General features: G+C 46.4%; 19 protein-coding genes. 13 read left to right on the top strand and 6 right to left on the bottom strand.

The window, feature by feature from the left end:
* Nucleotides 1-141: 141 nt before the first annotated feature.
* From NSS94_RS02960 to NSS94_RS02985, 6 genes are all read left to right on the top strand, one after another.
* Complete coding sequence (locus tag NSS94_RS02960; RefSeq protein ID WP_029515983.1) at nucleotides 142-1,047, top strand: M15 family metallopeptidase; 906 nt, start codon at nucleotides 142-144, stop codon at nucleotides 1,045-1,047.
* 90 nt (nucleotides 1,048-1,137) lie between these two features.
* Nucleotides 1,138-1,695, top strand: coding sequence for a hypothetical protein (locus NSS94_RS02965; protein WP_238794842.1), 558 nt, complete (start codon nucleotides 1,138-1,140; stop codon nucleotides 1,693-1,695).
* Complete coding sequence (locus tag NSS94_RS02970; protein WP_069010810.1) at nucleotides 1,695-2,033, top strand: hypothetical protein; 339 nt, start codon at nucleotides 1,695-1,697, stop codon at nucleotides 2,031-2,033. Before NSS94_RS02965 ends, NSS94_RS02970 begins: the two co-directional genes overlap by 1 nt.
* A 1-nt stretch (nucleotide 2,034) precedes the next feature.
* Nucleotides 2,035-3,468: a glutathionylspermidine synthase family protein gene (locus tag NSS94_RS02975; RefSeq protein WP_049816912.1), complete on the top strand. Its 1,434-nt coding sequence runs from the start codon at nucleotides 2,035-2,037 to the stop codon at nucleotides 3,466-3,468.
* 96 nt (nucleotides 3,469-3,564) lie between these two features.
* Entirely contained in the window at nucleotides 3,565-3,978 is a 414-nt protein-coding gene (locus NSS94_RS02980; RefSeq protein ID WP_029515979.1) for a DUF350 domain-containing protein, read from the top strand.
* Nucleotides 3,979-4,204: 226 nt separating this feature from the next.
* Nucleotides 4,205-5,281 (top strand): Gfo/Idh/MocA family protein, encoded by a 1,077-nt coding sequence (locus NSS94_RS02985; RefSeq protein ID WP_241113467.1) that lies wholly within the window; start codon nucleotides 4,205-4,207, stop codon nucleotides 5,279-5,281.
* A 215-nt stretch (nucleotides 5,282-5,496) separates the two neighbouring features.
* On the opposite strand, the gene NSS94_RS02990 is transcribed toward NSS94_RS02985, so the two are convergent.
* A complete protein-coding gene (locus NSS94_RS02990) occupies nucleotides 5,497-6,966 on the bottom strand; it encodes an MFS transporter (protein ID WP_340954027.1) in 1,470 nt (489 codons plus the stop codon).
* A gap of 164 nt (nucleotides 6,967-7,130) precedes the next feature.
* Here NSS94_RS02990 and NSS94_RS02995 point away from each other — a divergent pair, with 164 nt between their 5' ends.
* Nucleotides 7,131-7,556 carry a MarR family winged helix-turn-helix transcriptional regulator gene (locus NSS94_RS02995; RefSeq protein WP_029515975.1) on the top strand — a complete coding sequence of 142 codons (426 nt, stop codon included), beginning with the start codon at nucleotides 7,131-7,133 and terminating at the stop codon, nucleotides 7,554-7,556.
* A 94-nt stretch (nucleotides 7,557-7,650) separates the two neighbouring features.
* Here NSS94_RS02995 and NSS94_RS03000 read toward each other — a convergent pair whose 3' ends face one another.
* Nucleotides 7,651-8,229 (bottom strand): TetR/AcrR family transcriptional regulator, encoded by a 579-nt coding sequence (locus NSS94_RS03000; protein ID WP_039270372.1) that lies wholly within the window; start codon nucleotides 8,227-8,229, stop codon nucleotides 7,651-7,653.
* 188 nt (nucleotides 8,230-8,417) lie between these two features.
* Here NSS94_RS03000 and NSS94_RS03005 point away from each other — a divergent pair, with 188 nt between their 5' ends.
* Nucleotides 8,418-9,641: an MFS transporter gene (locus tag NSS94_RS03005; RefSeq protein WP_029515973.1), complete on the top strand. Its 1,224-nt coding sequence runs from the start codon at nucleotides 8,418-8,420 to the stop codon at nucleotides 9,639-9,641.
* Between the two features lie 17 nt (nucleotides 9,642-9,658).
* Here the strand turns inward: NSS94_RS03005 and NSS94_RS03010 are convergent, their stop codons facing one another.
* Together NSS94_RS03010 and NSS94_RS03015 are read right to left on the bottom strand one after the other, a co-directional pair.
* The gene (locus tag NSS94_RS03010; protein ID WP_341038621.1) at nucleotides 9,659-10,087 is read right to left on the bottom strand and encodes a DUF3995 domain-containing protein; all 429 of its coding nucleotides are present in this window, start codon (nucleotides 10,085-10,087) and stop codon (nucleotides 9,659-9,661) included.
* Nucleotides 10,088-10,099: 12 nt separating this feature from the next.
* Nucleotides 10,100-10,663 carry a TetR/AcrR family transcriptional regulator gene (locus NSS94_RS03015; protein ID WP_341038623.1) on the bottom strand — a complete coding sequence of 188 codons (564 nt, stop codon included), beginning with the start codon at nucleotides 10,661-10,663 and terminating at the stop codon, nucleotides 10,100-10,102.
* A gap of 503 nt (nucleotides 10,664-11,166) precedes the next feature.
* Here NSS94_RS03015 and thrS point away from each other — a divergent pair.
* Nucleotides 11,167-13,080 carry a threonine--tRNA ligase gene (thrS, locus tag NSS94_RS03020; RefSeq protein ID WP_029515969.1) on the top strand — a complete coding sequence of 638 codons (1,914 nt, stop codon included), beginning with the start codon at nucleotides 11,167-11,169 and terminating at the stop codon, nucleotides 13,078-13,080.
* Nucleotides 13,081-13,234: 154 nt separating this feature from the next.
* Here the strand turns inward: thrS and NSS94_RS03025 are convergent, their stop codons facing one another.
* On the bottom strand, nucleotides 13,235-14,035 hold the full coding sequence (locus NSS94_RS03025) for a GTP pyrophosphokinase (protein ID WP_029515968.1): 801 nt from the start codon (nucleotides 14,033-14,035) through the stop codon (nucleotides 13,235-13,237).
* Nucleotides 14,036-14,312: 277 nt separating this feature from the next.
* On the opposite strand from NSS94_RS03025, the gene NSS94_RS03030 reads away from it, so the two are divergent.
* From NSS94_RS03030 to NSS94_RS03040, 3 genes are read left to right on the top strand one after another with little or no spacing between them, the layout of a single operon-like run.
* Entirely contained in the window at nucleotides 14,313-14,774 is a 462-nt protein-coding gene (locus NSS94_RS03030) for an S-ribosylhomocysteine lyase (RefSeq protein ID WP_029515967.1), read from the top strand.
* Between the two features lie 5 nt (nucleotides 14,775-14,779).
* The gene (locus NSS94_RS03035; RefSeq protein WP_029515966.1) at nucleotides 14,780-15,550 is read left to right on the top strand and encodes an SDR family NAD(P)-dependent oxidoreductase; all 771 of its coding nucleotides are present in this window, start codon (nucleotides 14,780-14,782) and stop codon (nucleotides 15,548-15,550) included.
* Between the two features lie 29 nt (nucleotides 15,551-15,579).
* On the top strand, nucleotides 15,580-16,464 hold the full coding sequence (locus tag NSS94_RS03040) for a MetQ/NlpA family ABC transporter substrate-binding protein (RefSeq protein ID WP_341038624.1): 885 nt from the start codon (nucleotides 15,580-15,582) through the stop codon (nucleotides 16,462-16,464).
* Between the two features lie 40 nt (nucleotides 16,465-16,504).
* Here the strand turns inward: NSS94_RS03040 and NSS94_RS03045 are convergent, their stop codons facing one another.
* On the bottom strand, nucleotides 16,505-17,344 hold the full coding sequence (locus tag NSS94_RS03045; RefSeq protein ID WP_039270387.1) for an AraC family transcriptional regulator: 840 nt from the start codon (nucleotides 17,342-17,344) through the stop codon (nucleotides 16,505-16,507).
* 239 nt (nucleotides 17,345-17,583) lie between these two features.
* On the opposite strand from NSS94_RS03045, the gene NSS94_RS03050 reads away from it, so the two are divergent.
* Nucleotides 17,584-19,767, top strand: coding sequence for an alpha-galactosidase (locus tag NSS94_RS03050; RefSeq protein WP_341038626.1), 2,184 nt, complete (start codon nucleotides 17,584-17,586; stop codon nucleotides 19,765-19,767).
* Nucleotides 19,768-19,871: the final 104 nt, after the last annotated feature.

Below are 19,871 nucleotides of genomic sequence, written 5' to 3' on the forward strand. Positions count from 1 at the left end.
ATATACTTTCTTTTTCGAGTCTATTCGCCTTCATCGAACGGGATAACGGCTTCGAAGAGTGTCCAAAGTTCAGTTACAATGGGGGAACGGAAAAGTCACTGCAAGTCATGTATCAATTGCAATATTGGAGGAGATACCAGCATGAAACGACATATACAACAGACGCGCACATCTCAGCGATGGACCAAAGCGCTCATTCCAGGGCTGATCCTGCCAGGGCTATTACTGGCAGCCTGCCAGCAGGGAGGATCAGGTGGACAGGAAAGCGAGCCGTTAAAGTCATCTACAGCGGTACAGGAGAATGTGCAGCCTTCCACCCAGCCGGATGCGGGCAATGGTAGCACTAGTGCTGGACAAGCCTCTGCGGGTACAGAAAGTGGGCAAGCCGACCCTGTGATGGCGTTGCGGAGCCAGAGTGCGCTGCAAGCCACGGTTAAGGAAGAGGATGGAACCGCGATTGTCACCAATGCGACTTCGGATACAGTCGTTGTGAACAAAAAGCGCAGCTTGCCTGTGGGCTATGTCCCAGACGACCTGGTGGAGCCGCAGGTGCAATTTTCCTTCGAGGGACCGCACGAAAAGCGGCATTTGCGTAAGGAAGCGGCAGAGGCACTGGAGAAGCTGTTCGACGGTGCGAAAAAGGACGGCATCGAGCTGCGTGCGGTATCGGGATACCGTTCCTATAAGCGTCAGGTGTCTATTTTCGACAACAATGTAAAGACAAAGGGACAGGAATATGCCTCTAAAGTCAGCGCTGTACCGGGTACGAGTGAGCATCAGACGGGATTGTCCATTGATGTATCCAGCCCAAGCGTAGGTAATGCGCTGGAGCAATCCTTCGGAGCTTCCAAGGAAGGCGAATGGTTGGAACAACATGCACCGGAATACGGATTTATTATTCGTTATATGAAGGGTAAGGAAGATGTGACCGGCTACGTGTACGAGCCTTGGCATATCCGTTATGTGGGAATAGACATTGCGGAGGATGTAGCCAAGCAGGGGATGACGCTGGAGGAATATTTCGACGAGAACAATATCAAGCTGTAGCAGCTAAAATCAAGCCGTAATCCTAGGGATTGCGGCTTTTTGTCGTGTTTTTCTTCCAAATTGAACCTTTTCAAGGTAGAATCTCGTATAGTGATCAACGACAGAAGCGCTTTGATTTGTTGCAAACCTCATGACAGAAGCGTACAGGAAGGGAAGGGAATCATCATTTATTATTCATTAACGTATCGCGAATGGTCGGAAGACACTCAAAAGGAACTGCGCAGCCTGACACGGGAATCCGTATCGGGAGATGAGCTGTTTCTACGCAAGCTTGTAGACGCTACGCGTCTCCATGACAAACTATGGTCGCATATCTCGAATGAAAGTGAGGAACATACGGATCATTCCGTCTATGTGACTGAATTTACAGGGGAACGTGCAAAGCCTTACGGTGCGTCTATCACAGACCTCGTGCTTGCCAGTGAGGGAGGTTACACTTCCACATACAGTGCAATGTACTGGATATGGCATGAACCTGCATTCCGTAGTATGGATCAGCGGGAAGGTTCGGTATTTACTTTGGAGTTGGCCCAACGGCTATTAGATCACTATACAGTACTGGGTGGCAAAACATATGAATTTATATATTCGGTACTGGACCCTCAGCTGAAAAAGGTACATCTGTTTGTGAAGGAGGTCGATCTGTGATGGAGCATTCTTGGGAAAAAATGAAATCCAAGCCCGGCTCTCGTACACGGATGGCGGCCTTTGCCCTGATGTTGGCTGTCCCGGCCGCTCTGACGGGTTGCGGTGACGACGAGTATTATGACTGCGATGAGCTTCCTATATCGGAACAAACGGCGTGTCGGGATTCAGGCAGCAGTGGGTATTACTATGGCGGATCGACTTATTATAGTGGAGGCTCCTCATACCATAGCAGTCGTTCTTCTTCCAGCTCATACCGCAAAAGCTCATCCTCATCTTCCAGCTCACACAGCGGTTTTGGCAGCAGCGGCTCACGCAGCGGCTTTTTCTCTGGGGGTTAAGATGAGCATGCGCACGATTCGGCAATTGCCTTATGAACATGATGAGCTTTTTAAGGGTGAAATCAGCCGTATCATCCCGTATCACCGCATGTATGGCAAGTCCTATTGCGTGCCGGCCTTAACGGTATATCGGGAAAGCGAGCTGGCAGAGCTTCAGGTTGCTTCTGAGGCGGTACATCGTATTTATCGCAAGGTTCAGCAATTCGTTCAGCGCTATATGCCGGATGAATACCTGGTGGAACGGTTGGGGATTCATCCGGGCTTGCTGCGTGCTGCACGTATGGAGGCCGAGCCGGATGGGATAACCCGCCAGGACTGGATTGTGGGGGAAGCGGGTATCAAGTGCATTGAGAATAACACCGATACCCCAACCGGAATTCCCGAGGTGGCTTATCTCGAAGGAAAGCTGCTAGAGGTGCTGAGTAAGGGAGGAATGTCGGAGGATGACAATGCACTACATGGACCCTCAACTGGAATGGACGAGGCGATTCAGTCTGCCTTGACGGAGCTCATTCATTTTTATAGCCGCAAGGGATTAGGGACAAAGGTGTATTTCACTTGCTATGACTGGCACATCGAGGATCAGACGAACACCAAATATATTATGCGTTTATGTGAACAAGCCGGATTCGAAGTCGTTTATGCTCCTTTGGAAGAACTGGAGATTATCCCGAATGAAGGATTGTATCACCGGGGAGAGCAAATCCGCATTCTCTATCGCCTGTATCCGCTGGAGTATCTAATTGATGACCGGGAGGAGAATACGGGGCTTGAGGTGGGGCAGGCGCTAATGGATATGGTGGCAGACGGGAAAATAGGATTAATCAACCCACCGCAGCATATCATTACCCAGAGCAAAGGGTTCACCGCAACCGTATGGTCACTGTATGAGCGCAATGAGCAGACACCAGAGTTCTGTGGTTTTCGTTTGTTTGACGATCGCGAGCTGGAGGTGATACGAACCTACCTGCTGCCTACGTATTTTGAACCCTCGGTGTTTATGCAAAATAAAGAGCCCTATGTGGCCAAAGGTATATGGGGTCGGGAGGGTAAAGGGACGCACTTGATTGAACATACCGAAGACGAGGAGAGACTAGAAGGCGTCTTGGGAAAGGTTCAAAATGCGAAGACCGACCATCCTGATCTGCTTCACCAAGCTGATGCCCCACGAACGCCTGAGCAGGAGGAAGCCGCACATGTTGCCGCTTATTATGAAGGACAGCCTAAGATTTATCAGCGGCTGTGGCCGATGCAGACCGCAGAGGTACAGACCGAGGAAGGGCTATTTCACGGCTATGTGTTAACAGGCATATTTGTAATTGGGGGGCGTTTTGCGGGTGTCCTGCCGCGAATCGGTGAAAAGGTAACAGGTGATATGGCCTACTATTGCGCCGCCGCCGTTGCCACCGTACATCCTAATCCGCCGGTTGTATAAGCTAAATTGAAAAATATACAATATTCGAACATATCTGTTTCATTTTCACAAGTGAGGATTTTGCAAAATCCTGAAGTATCATAAGGAGGAAAAAAATTGGACTCTCATATCAGTTTGGGCAACGCACTGGGCAATGTAGGTATCGGCCTGCTTATCCTGTTTGCCATCTTAATCGTAGGTTATTTTGTGTTCAGCTTACTGACACGTTATAACGATAATCAAGAAATCGCACACGGCAATGAGGCGGCAGGCATCTATATGGGGGCAAAGCTGCTAGGTCTGTGTATCATCGTGGGGATGGTGTCGTACAGCAGTCATTCATGGCTCGATATGCTGGCCTGGTCGGCTGTGGGTATTGTAGTGCTGTGTCTCGTCTATGTGATTTTTGATCTGGTGACGCCGCGTACCAAGGTGTGCGAGGAAATTGCCAAGGGCAATGTGGCTCTGGCACAGCTGCTGCGTTCAATCATCGTCGGGGTTTCTTTTGTGGTAGGTACATTTTTGATGTAGTCGATATAGAGAAGGAATACCAAGGATCTGCAACACCGGACAACGGAGCTGCAGATCCTTTTTTTATGAGACATTGTATTCACTACCGGCATCAGACTGTTGAATTAAGGGTTGCAACGATCACTTCCTGTGGGGACTATTCTACAAAGCAACGGGTGATACTGCATAGCAAAAGGAATTTGCTACAGAGTTCAAACCAAATTGAAGAGAAGGGAGTTCTGAACATATGAGTACCACCACCTTCCCAACCAAACAAATTCGGATGGGTATCATTGGCCTGGGTCTTATCGCTGAATATCACATGAGATCACTGCACACCATCTCGGGGGTATCTATTGTGGCCGTTAGTGATGTGAATCCCCATCGCCTTCAAGCCATCGGAGAACAATTGCAACTGCCTACTTCCAAGCGGTACGCCCATTATGAAGCATTAATCCGTGACCCAGAGGTAGATGCGATTCTGTCGCTGACACCCAATGATGTGCATTTTGACATTATTCGTATTGCGCTGGAAAAACACAAAGCTGTACTGGCAGAAAAACCATTGACTCTCACATGGGAGGAAGCGGATCGGTTGAAAAAGCTATATACAGCGAATCCGGTGCCTTTGCTGGTTCACTATAAGCATCGCTACGGCGCGGCCTTCCAATATACCAAGCAACTGCTGGATGAGCAAAAGCTGGGTAAAATCTATAACATTCAATTTCGTTATCTAATGGATGCATTTGCGCCGTATCGTCAGCATCCGTATACTTGGCGTCACAATTTAGCCAAGGCTGGTTCTGGAGTAGTGGGGGATACAGCCTCACATATCATTGATCTGGCCCGTTTTTTGGTGGGTGAATTTAAAAGTGTCGCAGCGCTGCTACATACCATTACACCCGAGCGGCTCGATCCGATCACGGGCCTGCCTGTAAAAGTGGATGTGGAAGATCTCGCTGCCTTTCATGGCATCATAGGCGACAATACCGTGGGAACCTTTATCACACATAAAAATGCCATCGGCATACGGCACGATATCGAAGTCGATATCTATGGAGAACTGGGTACGCTGCACGCCAGCCTCAGTAATCCGGAAAGTATCCGCATTGTGCTGCGTGACCTAGAACACCCGGATGCCGAATACGAGACTTGGACTGTCCCTGCAATCTATAATCATACGGCCTATGAAGATTTTGTTGAGCTGGCAAGGGGAGAGTCTGTGGATCGTGCCCCCTTATTCGAGGACGGCTACAAAAACCAGTGGGTACTTGAGAAAATACTGCAATCATGGAAAGAGAATGGACGTTTAGTAGAAGTGTAGGGACCCGCAAGAGGGTTCCTTGGAAAGAGCAGCCATCTTGCGGTTTAGCAATTCAATTACCTGTAAAGACATCTTTTTCATCATTTTCGCATCGCAACGCTTATAGGGCCTTCGCCTTCACACTCCTTTACCATCAATTTTGTTCCGCATGCATAGTAATGTTTCATGTGAGCTCCACCCTTGTATCCCATTTTTAAAATTGTAAATGTTACTCTTTATCCCTTTTCTTGCTGCGTTCTTACCCGTCTAGCCCCGATCAGCCGCCAGCCTGTTAACAATGCCGCCACAAGACAGATGGACGCAGACGTCATAAAGACTACATGCATGCCTGCCAGAAAAATTTCTGGATGACCCGGGACCAAGCCGGTGACCCGATAACCAGCCTCTTTACTCATAATATAAAAGAGGATTGATGTGGCCAAGGTGATCCCCACAACCATACCGACGTTGCGAACCAGCGAATTGACGCTACCGGCTGAGCCGAGCTGTGTGCGGGGTACCGTGGACATAATCAGCGAGTTGTTCGGCGATTGGAATAAACCACTGCCAATGCCCAGCATGGCAATCCACAGACCCACGAGCGGGATGGAGCTGCCTGCATGCAGTTGGGCCAATCCAATCTGGGCAATGACCATAACGACCAGCCCGGCGAATGTGAGCAGTTCAGACCCGATTTTATCGGAAAGCGCACCGCTGAGTGGGGCCACAATAACCATAGAGATGGGGAACAACATCAGCAGGAACCCGGCATGAAAAGGCGACAAGTTCAGCATATTCTGCGCATAAAAAGGTGAAATGATGTTAAAGCAAAAGTTAGCGACGAACACCAGAAAAGCACACAAAATACTGAGCGAAAATAACGGATTTTTGAATAGCGCGAGCTGTAGCAGTGGCTGTGGACGACGAAGTTCCAATCGAATAAACATGGCAAAAGCAACTACAGCCATCACCAGCGAAGCAACGATACGTTTGTCGCCATACCCGACCTGTTGTCCCAGCAACAATCCGACGAACAAAGTGAGAATAAAAATAGCAAATACCAAGCTACCGGGAACGTCAATTTTATCTTTCACCTTGATCAAATCCTTCGGCAGAAGCTTCCAGCCAAGAAAGACAGCGACCAATCCTATCGGTACATTGACCCAGAAAATGTACTGCCAGCCGAGCGAGGAGACAATAATACCGCCCAAGCTTGGCCCGGCGATACTACCTAGAGAAACGAAGGTTCCAATGAGGCCAAGTGCTTTGCCCCGTTCCTTGGAGGGGAAGACATCTGTCACAATCCCCTGGCTGTTTGCCATGGTCATGGACGCCCCCATCGCCTGAATAATGCGGGAAATCAGCAGCATAGAGAGCGAAGAGCTAAGACCGCACAATAGGGAGCCAAGAATGAATACGATTGTGCCGATTTTAAATATTTTGATTTTACCGACGATATCTCCAAGCTTGCCAAAAAATAAAATAGCGATACATATCGCCATTAAATAGGCGGTTGTCACCCATTCAATCTGTGCTACGGGTAAATGTAATGTGCGAGACAACACAGGAAGAGCGATATTGACGATGCTTCCATCCAATGTGGACATAAATGTAAACAGATTCAAAACAATTAAAATCAGCCAACGTTTCTTCTGGACTTCGATATTCTCTTGATAGGTTGTAGCCGTTGTAGCAGTTGAACTCATCATTACACCTCGTTATCGTTGACAATTTTCATTTAGTTGCACGCGCAACTAAATGAACGGTTCTAGTGTACAGCAAATTAGTTGCGTGTGCAACAATATTATTGTAAACTTTGCTTTGGTCCCAACTGGGGATGTGTCATTTTTAAGCCAATGAGGTGTATTTGATGAGAAAAAAACAACCGATTGGAAAGCTAATTTCCCACCTGTACCGTCGTAATCAAAAAATATTGTCCAAAAAACTGACTCCTTACGGAATCGGCAGTGGAGGACAACACAGCTTTTTAAAGCTCATTTTGCAGCGGCCGGGCATTACACAAGAGCAGTTGACGAATGAACTTAAATTTGACAAGGCAACCACGGCGCGCTCTGTGAAACAATTGGAGGAATCAGGCTATATTGAACGGAAAACAGACCCAAATGACCGCCGTTCCCATCTTTTGTCTCCTACAGCCAAGGCGCTAGAGTTTTCCCCTGTCCTACAAGGAATATTGGACGAGTCCAATGTCAGCCTTGTCCACAATCTATCCGAAGAGGAAGAGGACCTTCTGATCGACCTGCTGCAAAAAATTAGTATAGACCCTGACGAATAAACAAATCAGGAACTAGCCAGAGGATCGTGGCAGGTAAAAGAAAAAGCAGCCCTCACAGAGGATACTCTGTGAGGGCTGCTTGATGCCACGTCATTCAGTCCAAGCCAATTCCTTTGAACGCATTCATGACTAATTGTCGTACATAGGAGTCGTCTAATGGATAACCGGTTACCAACAATCGATAAAAAACGGGCCCATAAATGAGATCGATACATAATTCAATATCGAGATCTTCCTTCAATTCTCCGCGCTCCATTCCGCGCTCAATAAGAAGCCTGGCCTCAAGTCGCCGAGGGTGGAAATATCGGGTCCGGTATGCCTCTGACAATCCTGAATCAAGTTGCCCTTCGCCTATTAACTCCGTAATGATTTTACCCTCTCGACTTATTAAGAACCGCACTAAATTCGTGGCATGAATGAGAATATCATCTAATACAGAGCCCGTGTCGGGCACGGGCAATCTTGCTATGGTGGCTGACAGGAAACCATCCATCACTACGGCAGCTTTGTTAGGCCACCATTTATAAATGGTGGCTTTGCTAACTTTCGCTCGTTCAGCAATTTTTTCTACCGTAACCGCCCCAAAGCCTTGCTCCAACAGTAAATCATAGGAAGCGTTAAGGATAGATTTTTGCGTCTCGACATTACGTGGACGTCCTCTTTTGCTCTGCACTGGAATGCTCACCTTCTTAATAGATATAAGTAACCACAAAAAATAAACTATACGTTCAGTATATCAAATGCCATGTAAAAATAAAAAGTTGATTTTGTCTATTTACAAAACGAAACGTTCAGTATATTATTTAACTATCGAATTAATGAACTATACGTTTAGTATTTAAATTAATGAGGAGGATTATCATGCAAAGAGAACAACAAGCCTTAGAAAGTAACCGTATCTCAAATTGGATGATGTTTTTGTTAGCAGCCGCATGCGGCCTTATTGTTGCCAACCTGTACTATGCTCAAACCCTTGTAGGACCTATTCATATTGCTATGGGCCTTTCTTCTACAGCCGCGGGCTTCATTGTCACCTTGACTCAAATCGGCTATGTGGTGGGATTGCTATTTATCGTACCGCTCAGCGACATTATCGAAAATCGACGGCTCATGGTCGTATCGCTAATCATTACAGTCTGTGCATTGGTTGTTGCCGCTTTTGCTACCAATGCCCCGTTGTTCCTGACCGCATCCTTGTTCATTGGAATTGGATCTGTGGTAGCCCAAATACTGGTGCCGTACGCCACCTATTTAGCATCCGAAGAGCAACGCGGCCGCGTTGTTGGGAATGTCATGAGCGGACTCTTGCTAGGCATTATGTTCGCACGGCCAGTAGCAAGCTTTATCACCAGCATCTGGGGGTGGCAAGCCGTATTTATTTTGTCAGCCATTGTCTTGACGCTGTTGACGATTCTGCTCTCGCGAGCTCTTCCAGAACGCAAGCCTGTGCCTACGGTATCTTACAGTAAATTGATTTTCTCGTTAGGTACTCTTCTAAAACAAACGCCTGCATTGCGTCGCCGTGCCCTCTATCAAGCCTGCCTATTTGGTGCATTCAGCCTATTTTGGACTGTTGTTCCTCTACGTTTGGCGGATGATTTCGGAATGTCCCAACAAGGGATTGCATTGTTTGCTTTAGTAGGCGTAGGTGGTGCAGTAGCTGCTCCGATTGCCGGGAGATTGGCGGATAAAGGTTGGAGTAAAGTATTAACCGGGTTAGCTATGATCATTGCAGCCTTGTCTTTTTTGCTCATCTATCTTTTTCAAAGTCATTCGACGGTTGCACTCGTACTTCTCTTTATTTCCGCGATTACACTGGATATGGCTGTATCGGGAAATCTTGTACTTGGACAGCGTGTGATTTACTCCTTGGGAAGTGAAGCGAGAGGGCGTTTGAATGGATTATTCATGTCTATTTTTTTCATAGGCGGAGCGATTGGATCATCATTAGGTGGTTGGTCGTATGCGTTAGGAGGTTGGAATTTCAGTGCTCTGATTGGAGTCGTCCTGCCTGTGCTGGCTTTGCTGTACTTTTTCACTGAGAAAGAAACGAGTGGAGACGTGCGAAAGAAACAAACCACCTGATAGAGGTCAGCTTTAAGCTATGCCGTACGCAAAAACATAATGATTAAAATGGCTGTTCCCAAGAGAAAACAAAGGGGCGAGTAGAGCATAGTGTCCCATTTTGCAAAAACGGTTCCTTTCTTTCTCTTGCAGAACCCTACCCATTTGAAATCTCCTATAGAACGTAAAATAAATACGCACGACAACAAGCCTGCACCGTAGGAATGAAAGGGCCTGAAAAACAGGAATTGTGTTACTCCACCTAGTTCTAGGACGAACCAAGCGGCTAAAGCTAGTAAGATGGCAACAATTGATGTCCCTATCTTGGAGGGGTTAAAGAGTAAATCCGTTCCCGTGCTTGGGATCGCTGCCTTAGCGCCTTTTTGTCCGCCGAATACCCAATATAAATGCATGCCGCTCAGTACCCATAGAATTCCGCCAACTCCCCATGTAAGTAATTCCAACATCCCACATCCTCCTTAATTGGGTTCATTCGAAATCCACTCTGTCCAAATCATGTGAATATGCTGTTGAATGGCTTCGTCACTTAATGTCTCTTGCTTGTGACGCTCATACCAGCCTAAGTAGTAATGGTACAACATCCATGATCTCTGAAAGGCTTTCTCTGGTTGCATTCCCTTCTGTATTAAAAGCTCTTTCATAAACTCCATTCTCATCTGTTCAACTTCATCGAGCAAGGAACGGTAACTATCATCCTTCAATGACAGTTTTCGCAGATAAAACAGAAAATCTCCTCGTTTCGTCTTCCCGAACATCTGGGTTAACAACTCTTTGATCCGCTCATCTGCAGCAGCATGGATGATGGACGCTGCAATCACCTGTTGTGTCGTTTGTTCCTTCCATGTCTCCACAATCTGTCTAATGTAGCTGCTGCGATTGTTAAAATACCAATAAAAACTGCTCTTACTGCACCCCAAAGAAACGGCCATTTTTTCAACTACGAGTTGATCAATTCCACCCTGTTCAAAACGTTCGATTCCTTTCTGAATCCATTGTTCTTCTGTGACAATAATTCTAGGCATCTCTCCTTCTCCCTTTCTGTACGGTATCGTCTAGATAAGTGTATATTATAGTGTTTTCAGAGCTGTGTAAATATGGATACATAAACGCCCACTTGAAATACCTGCGAATTTGATCTATAATGCTGTAGCATATAGTGATATTCAAGGCATTGACCAAAGACATGATTTCCTTGAAGGGCCGTTCAGAGAGAAAAGACGAGGCTGAGAGCTTTTCCGGCAACCGCATGTGAAGTTACCCCTTTGTAGCCGTGACGTTGAACATGTAGCTGTGCAATCTGGCAGTGACATTAGTAAGCGCCTACCGCTTTATCCCCGTTAACGGATACCAATGGAGGGTCACGCATGTGTGCATGAGCATGTTCCAATGAACATGAATGTACGCACAGGAGCGGGCCGAACTAGGGTGGAACCACGAGCTGAACGCACTCGTCCCTTGAGGGAGAGAGGCGTTTTTTTGCGTTCAATTTTTGATATAGCACACAATTTGAATGGAGGCTTTAATCGTGAGTATTCAAGTGAAATTGCCGGATGGAGCCGTACGCGAGTACGAGCAGGGCGTAACGATCGCCGATGTGGCGGGTTCGATCAGCTCCGGGCTGAAAAAGAACGCCGTAGCAGGTAAAGTGAATGGGAAGGCTGTAGACCTGAACACCGTTTTGGACCAGAACGTTGACCTTGAAATCATTACGCTGGACGGTGCAGACGGTCTGGAAATTTATCGCCACAGTACAGCGCATTTGCTGGCACAGGCGCTCAAACGCATTTACGGTGAGAAAAATGTGAAGCTGGGTATCGGTCCGGTCATCGACAGCGGCTTCTACTATGACATTGATATCGAAAACCCCTTGTCCGTTGACGACTTGGCCAAGATTGAGAAGGAAATGACGAAGATCGCACAGGAAAATCTGCCGATTACACGTCGTGTGGTCAGCCGTGAGGAAGCCACTCGTATTTTTGGAGAGTTGGAAGACCCACTGAAGCTGGAACTGATTCGTGATTTGCCGGAAGAAGCGGAAATTACGATCTATGACCAAGGCGAATTTTTTGACCTGTGTCGTGGCCCGCATTTGCCATCTACTGGCCGCATCAAAGCTTTTAAACTGTTGAGTGTAGCGGGTGCATACTGGAGAGGCGATTCCAACAACAAGATGCTGCAACGTATCTACGGAACAGCATTCCCGAAAAAAGCACAACTGGATGAGCACCTGCATTTGCTGGAGGAAGCAAAAAAACGTGACCATCGCAAGTTGGGTAAAGAGTTGGAACTGTTCATGTTCTCCGAAGAAGCACCGGGTATGCCGTTCTACCTGCCTAAAGGTATGGTTGTCCGCACTGCATTGGAAGATTACTCCCGTGACATTCAACGTCTGCATGGCTATGAGGAAGTACGTACACCGCTGATGATGAACAACCGGCTGTGGGAACAATCGGGACACTATGAGCATTACAAGGAAAACATGTACTTCTCCGAAGTGGATGAAACTACATTTGCTCTGAAACCGATGAACTGCCCAGGGCATATGCTTGTGTTTAAAAATGAGCTTCATTCTTATCGCGATCTGCCAATTCGTATAGCCGAATTTGGACAAGTGCATCGCCATGAGCTGTCCGGTGCGTTGAACGGTATGATGCGTGTTCGTACATTCTGTCAGGATGATGCGCATATTTTTGTCACACCAGGTCAGATTGAACAAGAGATTTCAGACGTAATTAAGCTGATTAACGAAATGTATAGTGTGTTTGGCTTTGACTTCACAGTGGAATTGTCCACACGTCCAGATGACTTTATGGGCGAGCCAGCACTGTGGGATCAAGCGGAACAAGCTCTGCAAAACGTGCTGGATCACCTGGGCATCAACTACCGTATTAATGCGGGAGATGGAGCATTTTACGGTCCAAAAATTGACTTCCACATTCTCGATGCGCTCAAACGCAGCTGGCAGTGCGGAACGATCCAATTGGACTTCCAAATGCCTGAAAAATTCGACCTCACTTATGTGGGCGAGGACAACCAAAAGCACCGCCCAGTCGTTATTCACCGTGCCATCTACGGTTCAATTGACCGCTTCATGGGCATCCTGACTGAGCATTTTACAGGTGCATTCCCATTATGGTTGGCTCCTGTTCATGCGAAGCTGTTGCCAGTATCCGAGAACTATATCGAGACTGCTAATGAGATACAGGATGCGTTGCTGAAAGCGGGTCTGCGCGTCGAAGTGGATACTCGCAATGAGAAGCTTGGTTATAAAATCCGCGAGGCGCAACTAGAGAAGGTTCCATATATGTTCGTTATCGGGGAAAATGAAAAAACAACCGGTACTGTAGCGGTTCGTAAACGCGGCGAAGGCGATCTGGGATCACTCAGCATTGCGGACATCGTTGAGAAAATCAGCACAGAAATCCGTGAGAAACAGTAATATTTGATCGAAAAAATGTGTAAAAGAGCCATCAAAACCATGATGAACGTGGTTTTGATGGCTCTTTTTTTGTACATTACAGAATTCAGCGTAAGACTGAACCAACGTTTTTGCAGCCTCGACGGAATTCTTAAGTTATCTTACACACAAAAACTTAGCAGGTTTGTGGCCGTGAAGTGGCGTGATCTGCGGGGAGGGAGAGTGTCTTCATGGACGACTCTTCGGATGGTTTCTCCGGGGTTTCTTCCGCATCCTGTTCCTCGCTAAGCGATAAAATTTCGCCGCGCAACTTCAGCATTTTCTGATCCAGCTCGTAGGTTGCACGTGCGGCTTCGGTCAATCCATTAACGACATGTTCAGGCACTTTCTTATCGAACTTATAATACAAAATATGCTCCATACTGGCCCAGAAATCCATAGCCAATGTACGCAATTGAATTTCAACCTTGATCCAACGTGTGCCCTCAAACAGGATCAGTGGAATTTCCACAATGACATGCAGGCTCTGATAGCCGTTGGGCTTAGGATGGGCTATATAGTCCTTGACCTCCAGAATACGAATGTCTTCCCGAGTGTGTAGATGATCCATCAGACGATAAATATCTTTCACAAAGGCGCATACCACACGCATCCCCGCGATATCATGAATTTCACGCAATATATTGTCCAAGGTCACTTCATGCCCTTTGCGCCGAACCTTTTCCACGATGCTGTGGGGCTCTTTGATTCGGGTTTTAATATGTTCAATCGGGCTAAAACCGTCTAACAGCTTCCATTCCGTCTGGATCAGCTTAATTTTATTCTTTAATTCTTCCAGAGCCAGCTGATAAAGGACGGGAATCTTTCTCCACTCCTCTAGTTGCTTGGCGTCAACACTGTTTTGATCCAGCTGTAGCTGAAATTCCTGCAAGGGTAATGGGACAGCATTCAGGTGCTTCCAATCCGGTTCATTCACAGAGCATTCTCCTAAATGAGGCTTATGATGTCCTCGATCTTTTTCGTAAAAATGCATTATCGTATACATTGTACACTATGTCAAAACCTACAGGCAAAGGAGAGACGGACAAAGAAAAAAAGAAATACGACAAGAATTATAGTGGTAAAACCGAGTAATCCGATGTATAATTACAAAAATGCTGATTTGGAGCATTTAATTCTTTGAAAAAAATCACAAATGTAGAGTATCCATCATTAGATTAAAAATATAAATTACAGAAAAGAGGAAAAGAAAAATGGCAAAAGTAGAAAGTTTTCAATTAGATCACACGATTGTAAAGGCTCCTTATGTAAGAGCAGCGGGAGTAGAGCATGACGAAAAAGGAAGCACAGTACAAAAGTATGACTTGAGATTTTTGCAACCCAATGAAGATGCACTTCCGACAGCAGCTGTACATACGCTGGAGCACTTATTAGCCACGTATCTGAGAGATGAAATCAAAGGAATTATTGATATCTCTCCTATGGGATGCAGAACGGGGTTCTACTTGATTTTATGGAATGAACATGAGCCTGAGGAAATTGCACTCGCTTTGGAAAAAACCTTGAAAAGAATTCTGGAAACGACAGAGGTCCCGGCTGTTACTGCTTTGGAATGTGGGAACTACAAGGACCACTCCCTTTTCTCTGCGCAGGAATATGTGAAAATTGTATTGGAAGCAGGCATTAGCCGCGATCCTTTCGAAAGAGTATTGTAAAATCTATGATTTCGATTGACCTATCTCATCAGACAGCGGTAGTGACAGGCGGTAAGTCAGGCATAGGCAAGGGAATTGTAGAGCTTTTCATTCAAAGCGGAGCTAAAGTGATTTCTGCTGATATCTCTTATGAAGAGCCGTATAGAGTGGTCAATCCACAGTTGGTTGAAACTCAATTGGACATATCCAAACCGGATGATATCGAAAGATGGTGCGATTTACTAATCAGCGAAGCGGGAGTTCCTGATATATTGGTGAACTGCGCGGGTACTTCTACGATGGATTATGTCATTGATAGTGAGTTGGCTGATTGGGAGAAAGTATTTTCGATCAATTCAACCGGATTATATGTAACGTCCAAACGTTTTGCCAAAGAAATGGTGGCTGCTCGTAAAGCAGGACGAATTATTCAAATGGCTTCGCAGGCTGGAAAAAATGGATATCGGGCGATGGGCGGATATTGTGCTTCCAAACATGCGGTTCTCGGCTTGACCAAGGTGATGGCCATTGAGCTTGCCCGGCAAAATATTTTGGTAAATGCGGTCTGCCCTGGCATTGTAGAAACGCCGATGAAGCATCGTGAACGGATTGAAGGAGGCGTCATTCGCGGAATGACCGCTCAAGAAATATACGAAGAAGATTGTTCACAGGTCCCTTTGGGGAGAACGGCCGAGGTGGAGGATGTTGCCAATGTAGTGCTGTTTCTGGCAAGTCCGCTCTCTGCATACATGACAGGACAAGCGATTAATGTTACAGGTGGAATGACGATGCACTAGCATACTAGCATGATCTGGGGGAAAACAACATGAGAAAATCGTTCGTTTTACTATTAGGGATTAGTTTATTATTAATTGCCGCAGGATGTGGTACTAAAAGTTCGGACAGCAATGGCTCCGGCGCCGCTTCCGGTTCGGAAACGCAAAAAGTAGTCATCGGATCCATGGGCTCTGACGCCCAGATATGGAAGCATATTGCCCAGTCCCAGGCCGCCAAGGATGCCAAGCTGGACATTGAAGTGAAAGAAATTAACGGTGGAATCGAAACGAACAATGCAACCAAAGAAGGCGAAGTAGACGTGAATGCATTCCAATCATGGGCGTACCTGGTTAGCTATAACAAAGAGAGCAAAGCCGATTTGAAGGCGATAGCCACAACCTATCTGGAGCCGATGGGGATTTATTCACAAAAATTCAAAAGTATTGATGAAGTGACCGACGGGGCTCTGGTAGCTTTGGCAGATAACCCGGCCAATACAGCAAGAGGTTTAAAGTTATTGGAAGCCTCCGGTTTAATTAAGCTTAAGGCTGACTTTAATGATGCCTTGGGTACAGTCAATGATATTACCAGCAATCCTAAAAATCTGAAATTTGAACTCATTGATGATAAAACAGGACCACGAGTGATTCAAGATGTAGGCTTGGTGCTGATTGGGAATACGATTGCTTTAGAAGGGGGCCTGAATGTACTGAAAGATTCCTTGTTCCATGAGGAAATCAGTCAGGCAACCAAAAATAATATTAACGTTCTGGTGACTTCATCTGATAAGGCGAATGACAAAGGGCTGCAAAAGTTAGCGGATCTCTATCATAACGAGGATACTCAAAAATACATTAAAGATGAATTTGGCGGTACCAAAGTAGAAGTTAAAGAGCCGGTTTCTTATTTGGAAGGACAAACTACAACAAAATAAACTTATGAGGTCAGCCAGTTTTTCGGGTTGACCTCTTTTGTTAGTAGTCGGCTTGAGTTTGAGCATGGGTTTCGATTCGATAGTGTTTGGGGGAGAATCCCTTTATCTTTTTAAAAATTTTCGAGAAGAGTAAAGGATCGTTATAGCCGACTGAACGGGAAATATCACCGATCGAAAGTTCAGCGTTTCCCATCATTTCACATGCTTTGTTGATCCTATAGCGAACCAAATAATCCTGAATGCTTGTGTTCACTTGTTGTTTGAATAACGAACATAAATAGCTTCGATTGAGTCCGATAAAATTTGCAATGTGCTCAATGGTGATTTTCTGAGCATAATTCATTTCGATAAAATCCTTCACTTTTTCCACGTAAATTTCCGCCCGGCTTTCCTTTTGTTCAGGAGGTGTTACCGGACCGAACTCTATAAGCTCCGATAACATTAGGCATAGCAGACCGGTCAGTCTGGTTTCCCGAGCTTTATGGCATCCACTTGATTCGTTCATGAGCTGCAAATACTGATAAATCAAATGGTCTCCTTCAAAGTTGAGGATTGGACGCGTCATCGTTAGGCCTGCTTGCTTGAGGAGTGTTTCTGCCAGTACCCCGTTAAAACCAAACCAGCAATAAGACCAGGGATTTACGGTATCGGCTTGATAATAAGTGATGACTTGCGGGCAGATTAGAAACCACTGTCCTTTCCGCAAGCGATAACTGAACCCGCCAACCTCGAAGGTACCCTCTCCGTCCAAAACATAATGGAGCAAATAGTGATCTCTTATCGCAGGTCCAAAAAAGTGACTGGGTATGCATTTCTCTATGCCAAACTGAGTTAGATACAATTCAGAGTGCTGTTTACTACGTGGCAAATACTCTATCACGGTAAAATCTCCTTATGTAAATTATCAAGCATTATAACATAAATAGTGAGCACCATGCCATGTACTTCATATCTAAAATTAATATATGATTTCTGTAGAACCTACTGCTATATTGTTGGATCTTATCAAGCTTTACACCATATGAGCTTAGTTGATGCCTGCTACATAAAGATTCTTCTAAGTGCCTTTTTGGTGTGGATCTCCGATGATTATTATCTAAGAGAGGGGTTATTTTCCCAATGGGTATCATTGTTCAAGAGCAAACGGGGCTGTTTCATCTACAGTCATCGGGCATGAGTTATATTATTCAGGTTGTGGATGGATTTCCTGTGCACGTATACTGGGGAGATAGGCTGAAGCATCGCGAATCTACTGCCGATCTATTGCCTCACACTTCTGCGACGGCTGGATTGGATCGGCTACCGCAAGAGTATCCGCAGTATGGGAGTGGAGACTTCCGTACCCCGGCGTATCAGGTAGAACTTGAGGATGGAACTCGTATTACGGAGTTGAAGTACGATGGTTACCGGATCGTGAAGGGAAAGCCATCATTAAGCGGGCTTCCGGCCGTATATACCGAGAACGCAGACGAAGCGGATACGTTGGAACTGGAATTAAAAGATGCCTTTTCAGGTCTTAAAGTGGTTCTTCTTTACACCGTTTTCGCGGATCGAAACGTAATCGCTCGTTCGGCTCGTTTGAGTAATGCGGGGGAAAAGAATCTTAGGCTCCTTCGTGCACTAAGTGCCAGTGTCGATTTTTCGGGTAAAAGCGATTTGGAATTCATGTATCTTTCGGGAGCATGGGCTCGGGAAGGGAATATTACCCGCAAACCGATTCTTCAAGGTGAAACCCGAATTGATAGTAAAAGGGGCATGAGCAGCCATCAACTCAACCCTTTTACTGCATTGGTCACTCGGGAGACAACGGAAAGCCATGGCGAGGCATTCGGGTTTAGCCTTGTGTACAGCGGGGGCTTTGAGGCGGGAGCGGAAATGGATTCATTTGGCTCCACACGGTTTAACATCGGCGTGAACTCCTTTGACTTTTCGTGGTTACTGAGCCCAGGGGAGAGTTTCCAAACGCCAGAAGCCGTTATGGTTTACTCCGGTCAAGGCCTGGGAGATATGTCGCGGACGTATCATCGCTTGTATCGGACTCGACTTTGCCGAGGGAAATATCGGGACGAAGAAAGACCTATTCTGGTCAACAACTGGGAAGCTACCTATTTTGACTTCAATGCAGATAAGTTGGTATCGATCGCGAAAGAGGGGGTTGAGCTAGGCATCGAACTATTTGTCTTAGATGACGGTTGGTTCGGAAAACGAGATTCCGACAATTCGTCTCTTGGCGATTGGTACGAGGATCGTCGGAAGCTGCCAGACGGACTTGCGGATGTCGCGAAACGTATCAATCAGCTGGGTCTTGAGTTCGGGCTCTGGTTTGAGCCAGAGATGATCTCTCCAGACAGTGAGTTGTACCGGGAGCATCCAGACTGGTGCCTTCACGTTCCGGGACGGAGGCGCAGCGAAGCCAGATGGCAACTAGTGCTGGACTATACTCGCAAGGAAGTGCGCGATTTCATCTACGATTCGCTGGCTGCCATTTTCTCCAGCGTGCCGGTTTCTTACGTGAAATGGGATATGAACCGCTGCCTGACGGAAATCGGTTCCGCTGCTCTGCCGCCGGAACGCCAATCCGAGACTGCCCATCGCTATGTTCTTGGATTGTATGAGTTATTGGAGCGCGTCACCACTGAATTTCCGCATATTCTTTTCGAGAGCTGTTCAAGTGGCGGAGGACGCTTTGATCCAGGCATGCTTTACTACATGCCTCAAGTCTGGACTAGTGATAATACCGATGCGGCGGAACGCCTGAAGATTCAATATGGAACTAGCCTTGTCTATCCTGTAAGCGCAACCGGGGCGCATGTCTCGGCAGTTCCGAACCATCAAGTTGGACGCATAACGCCCCTTGATTTTCGAGGTGATGTAGCCATGTCCGGGAATTTTGGATATGAGCTTGATCTCACGAAATTCACCGATGAGGAAAAAGAGACGGTCAAACGCCAAATCGCAGTCTACAAGCAGATTCGTGGTTTAGTACAGAAGGGTGACTTGTATCGCCTAAAGAGTCCGTTTGAAAATAACGAGTCGGCTTGGATGTTTGTTTCTGAAGACCAAGAGGATGCCATCGTCTACTATTTCCAAGTGATGGCTGTCCCGAACGCGCCTTGGCGAGCCCTACGCCTTGACGGACTTAATCCAGAACTCGAATATGAAGTTCAGTCAGGAAATAGCGGGCAAAAGTCTATCCATGGGGGGGATAGGCTTATGAAGTTGGGGCTTCCTCTTGTCTACAGACAGAAAGACTATGAAAGTGGATGGTTCAGGCTCCGGGCAATAAGGTCCGGCAAGGTCTAAAGGATCAGTACAACAGTAAACTGCCAAAAGAGAAAAAACAATCGATTAGGTTATGCCCCTTTTTATATGAAAAGGGGCATTTTGCGCGTAGCAGCCGCACTGAT

The organism is Paenibacillus sp. FSL L8-0644 (assembly GCF_038008165.1).
Classification (GTDB): Bacteria; Bacillota; Bacilli; order Paenibacillales; family Paenibacillaceae; genus Paenibacillus; species Paenibacillus polymyxa_D.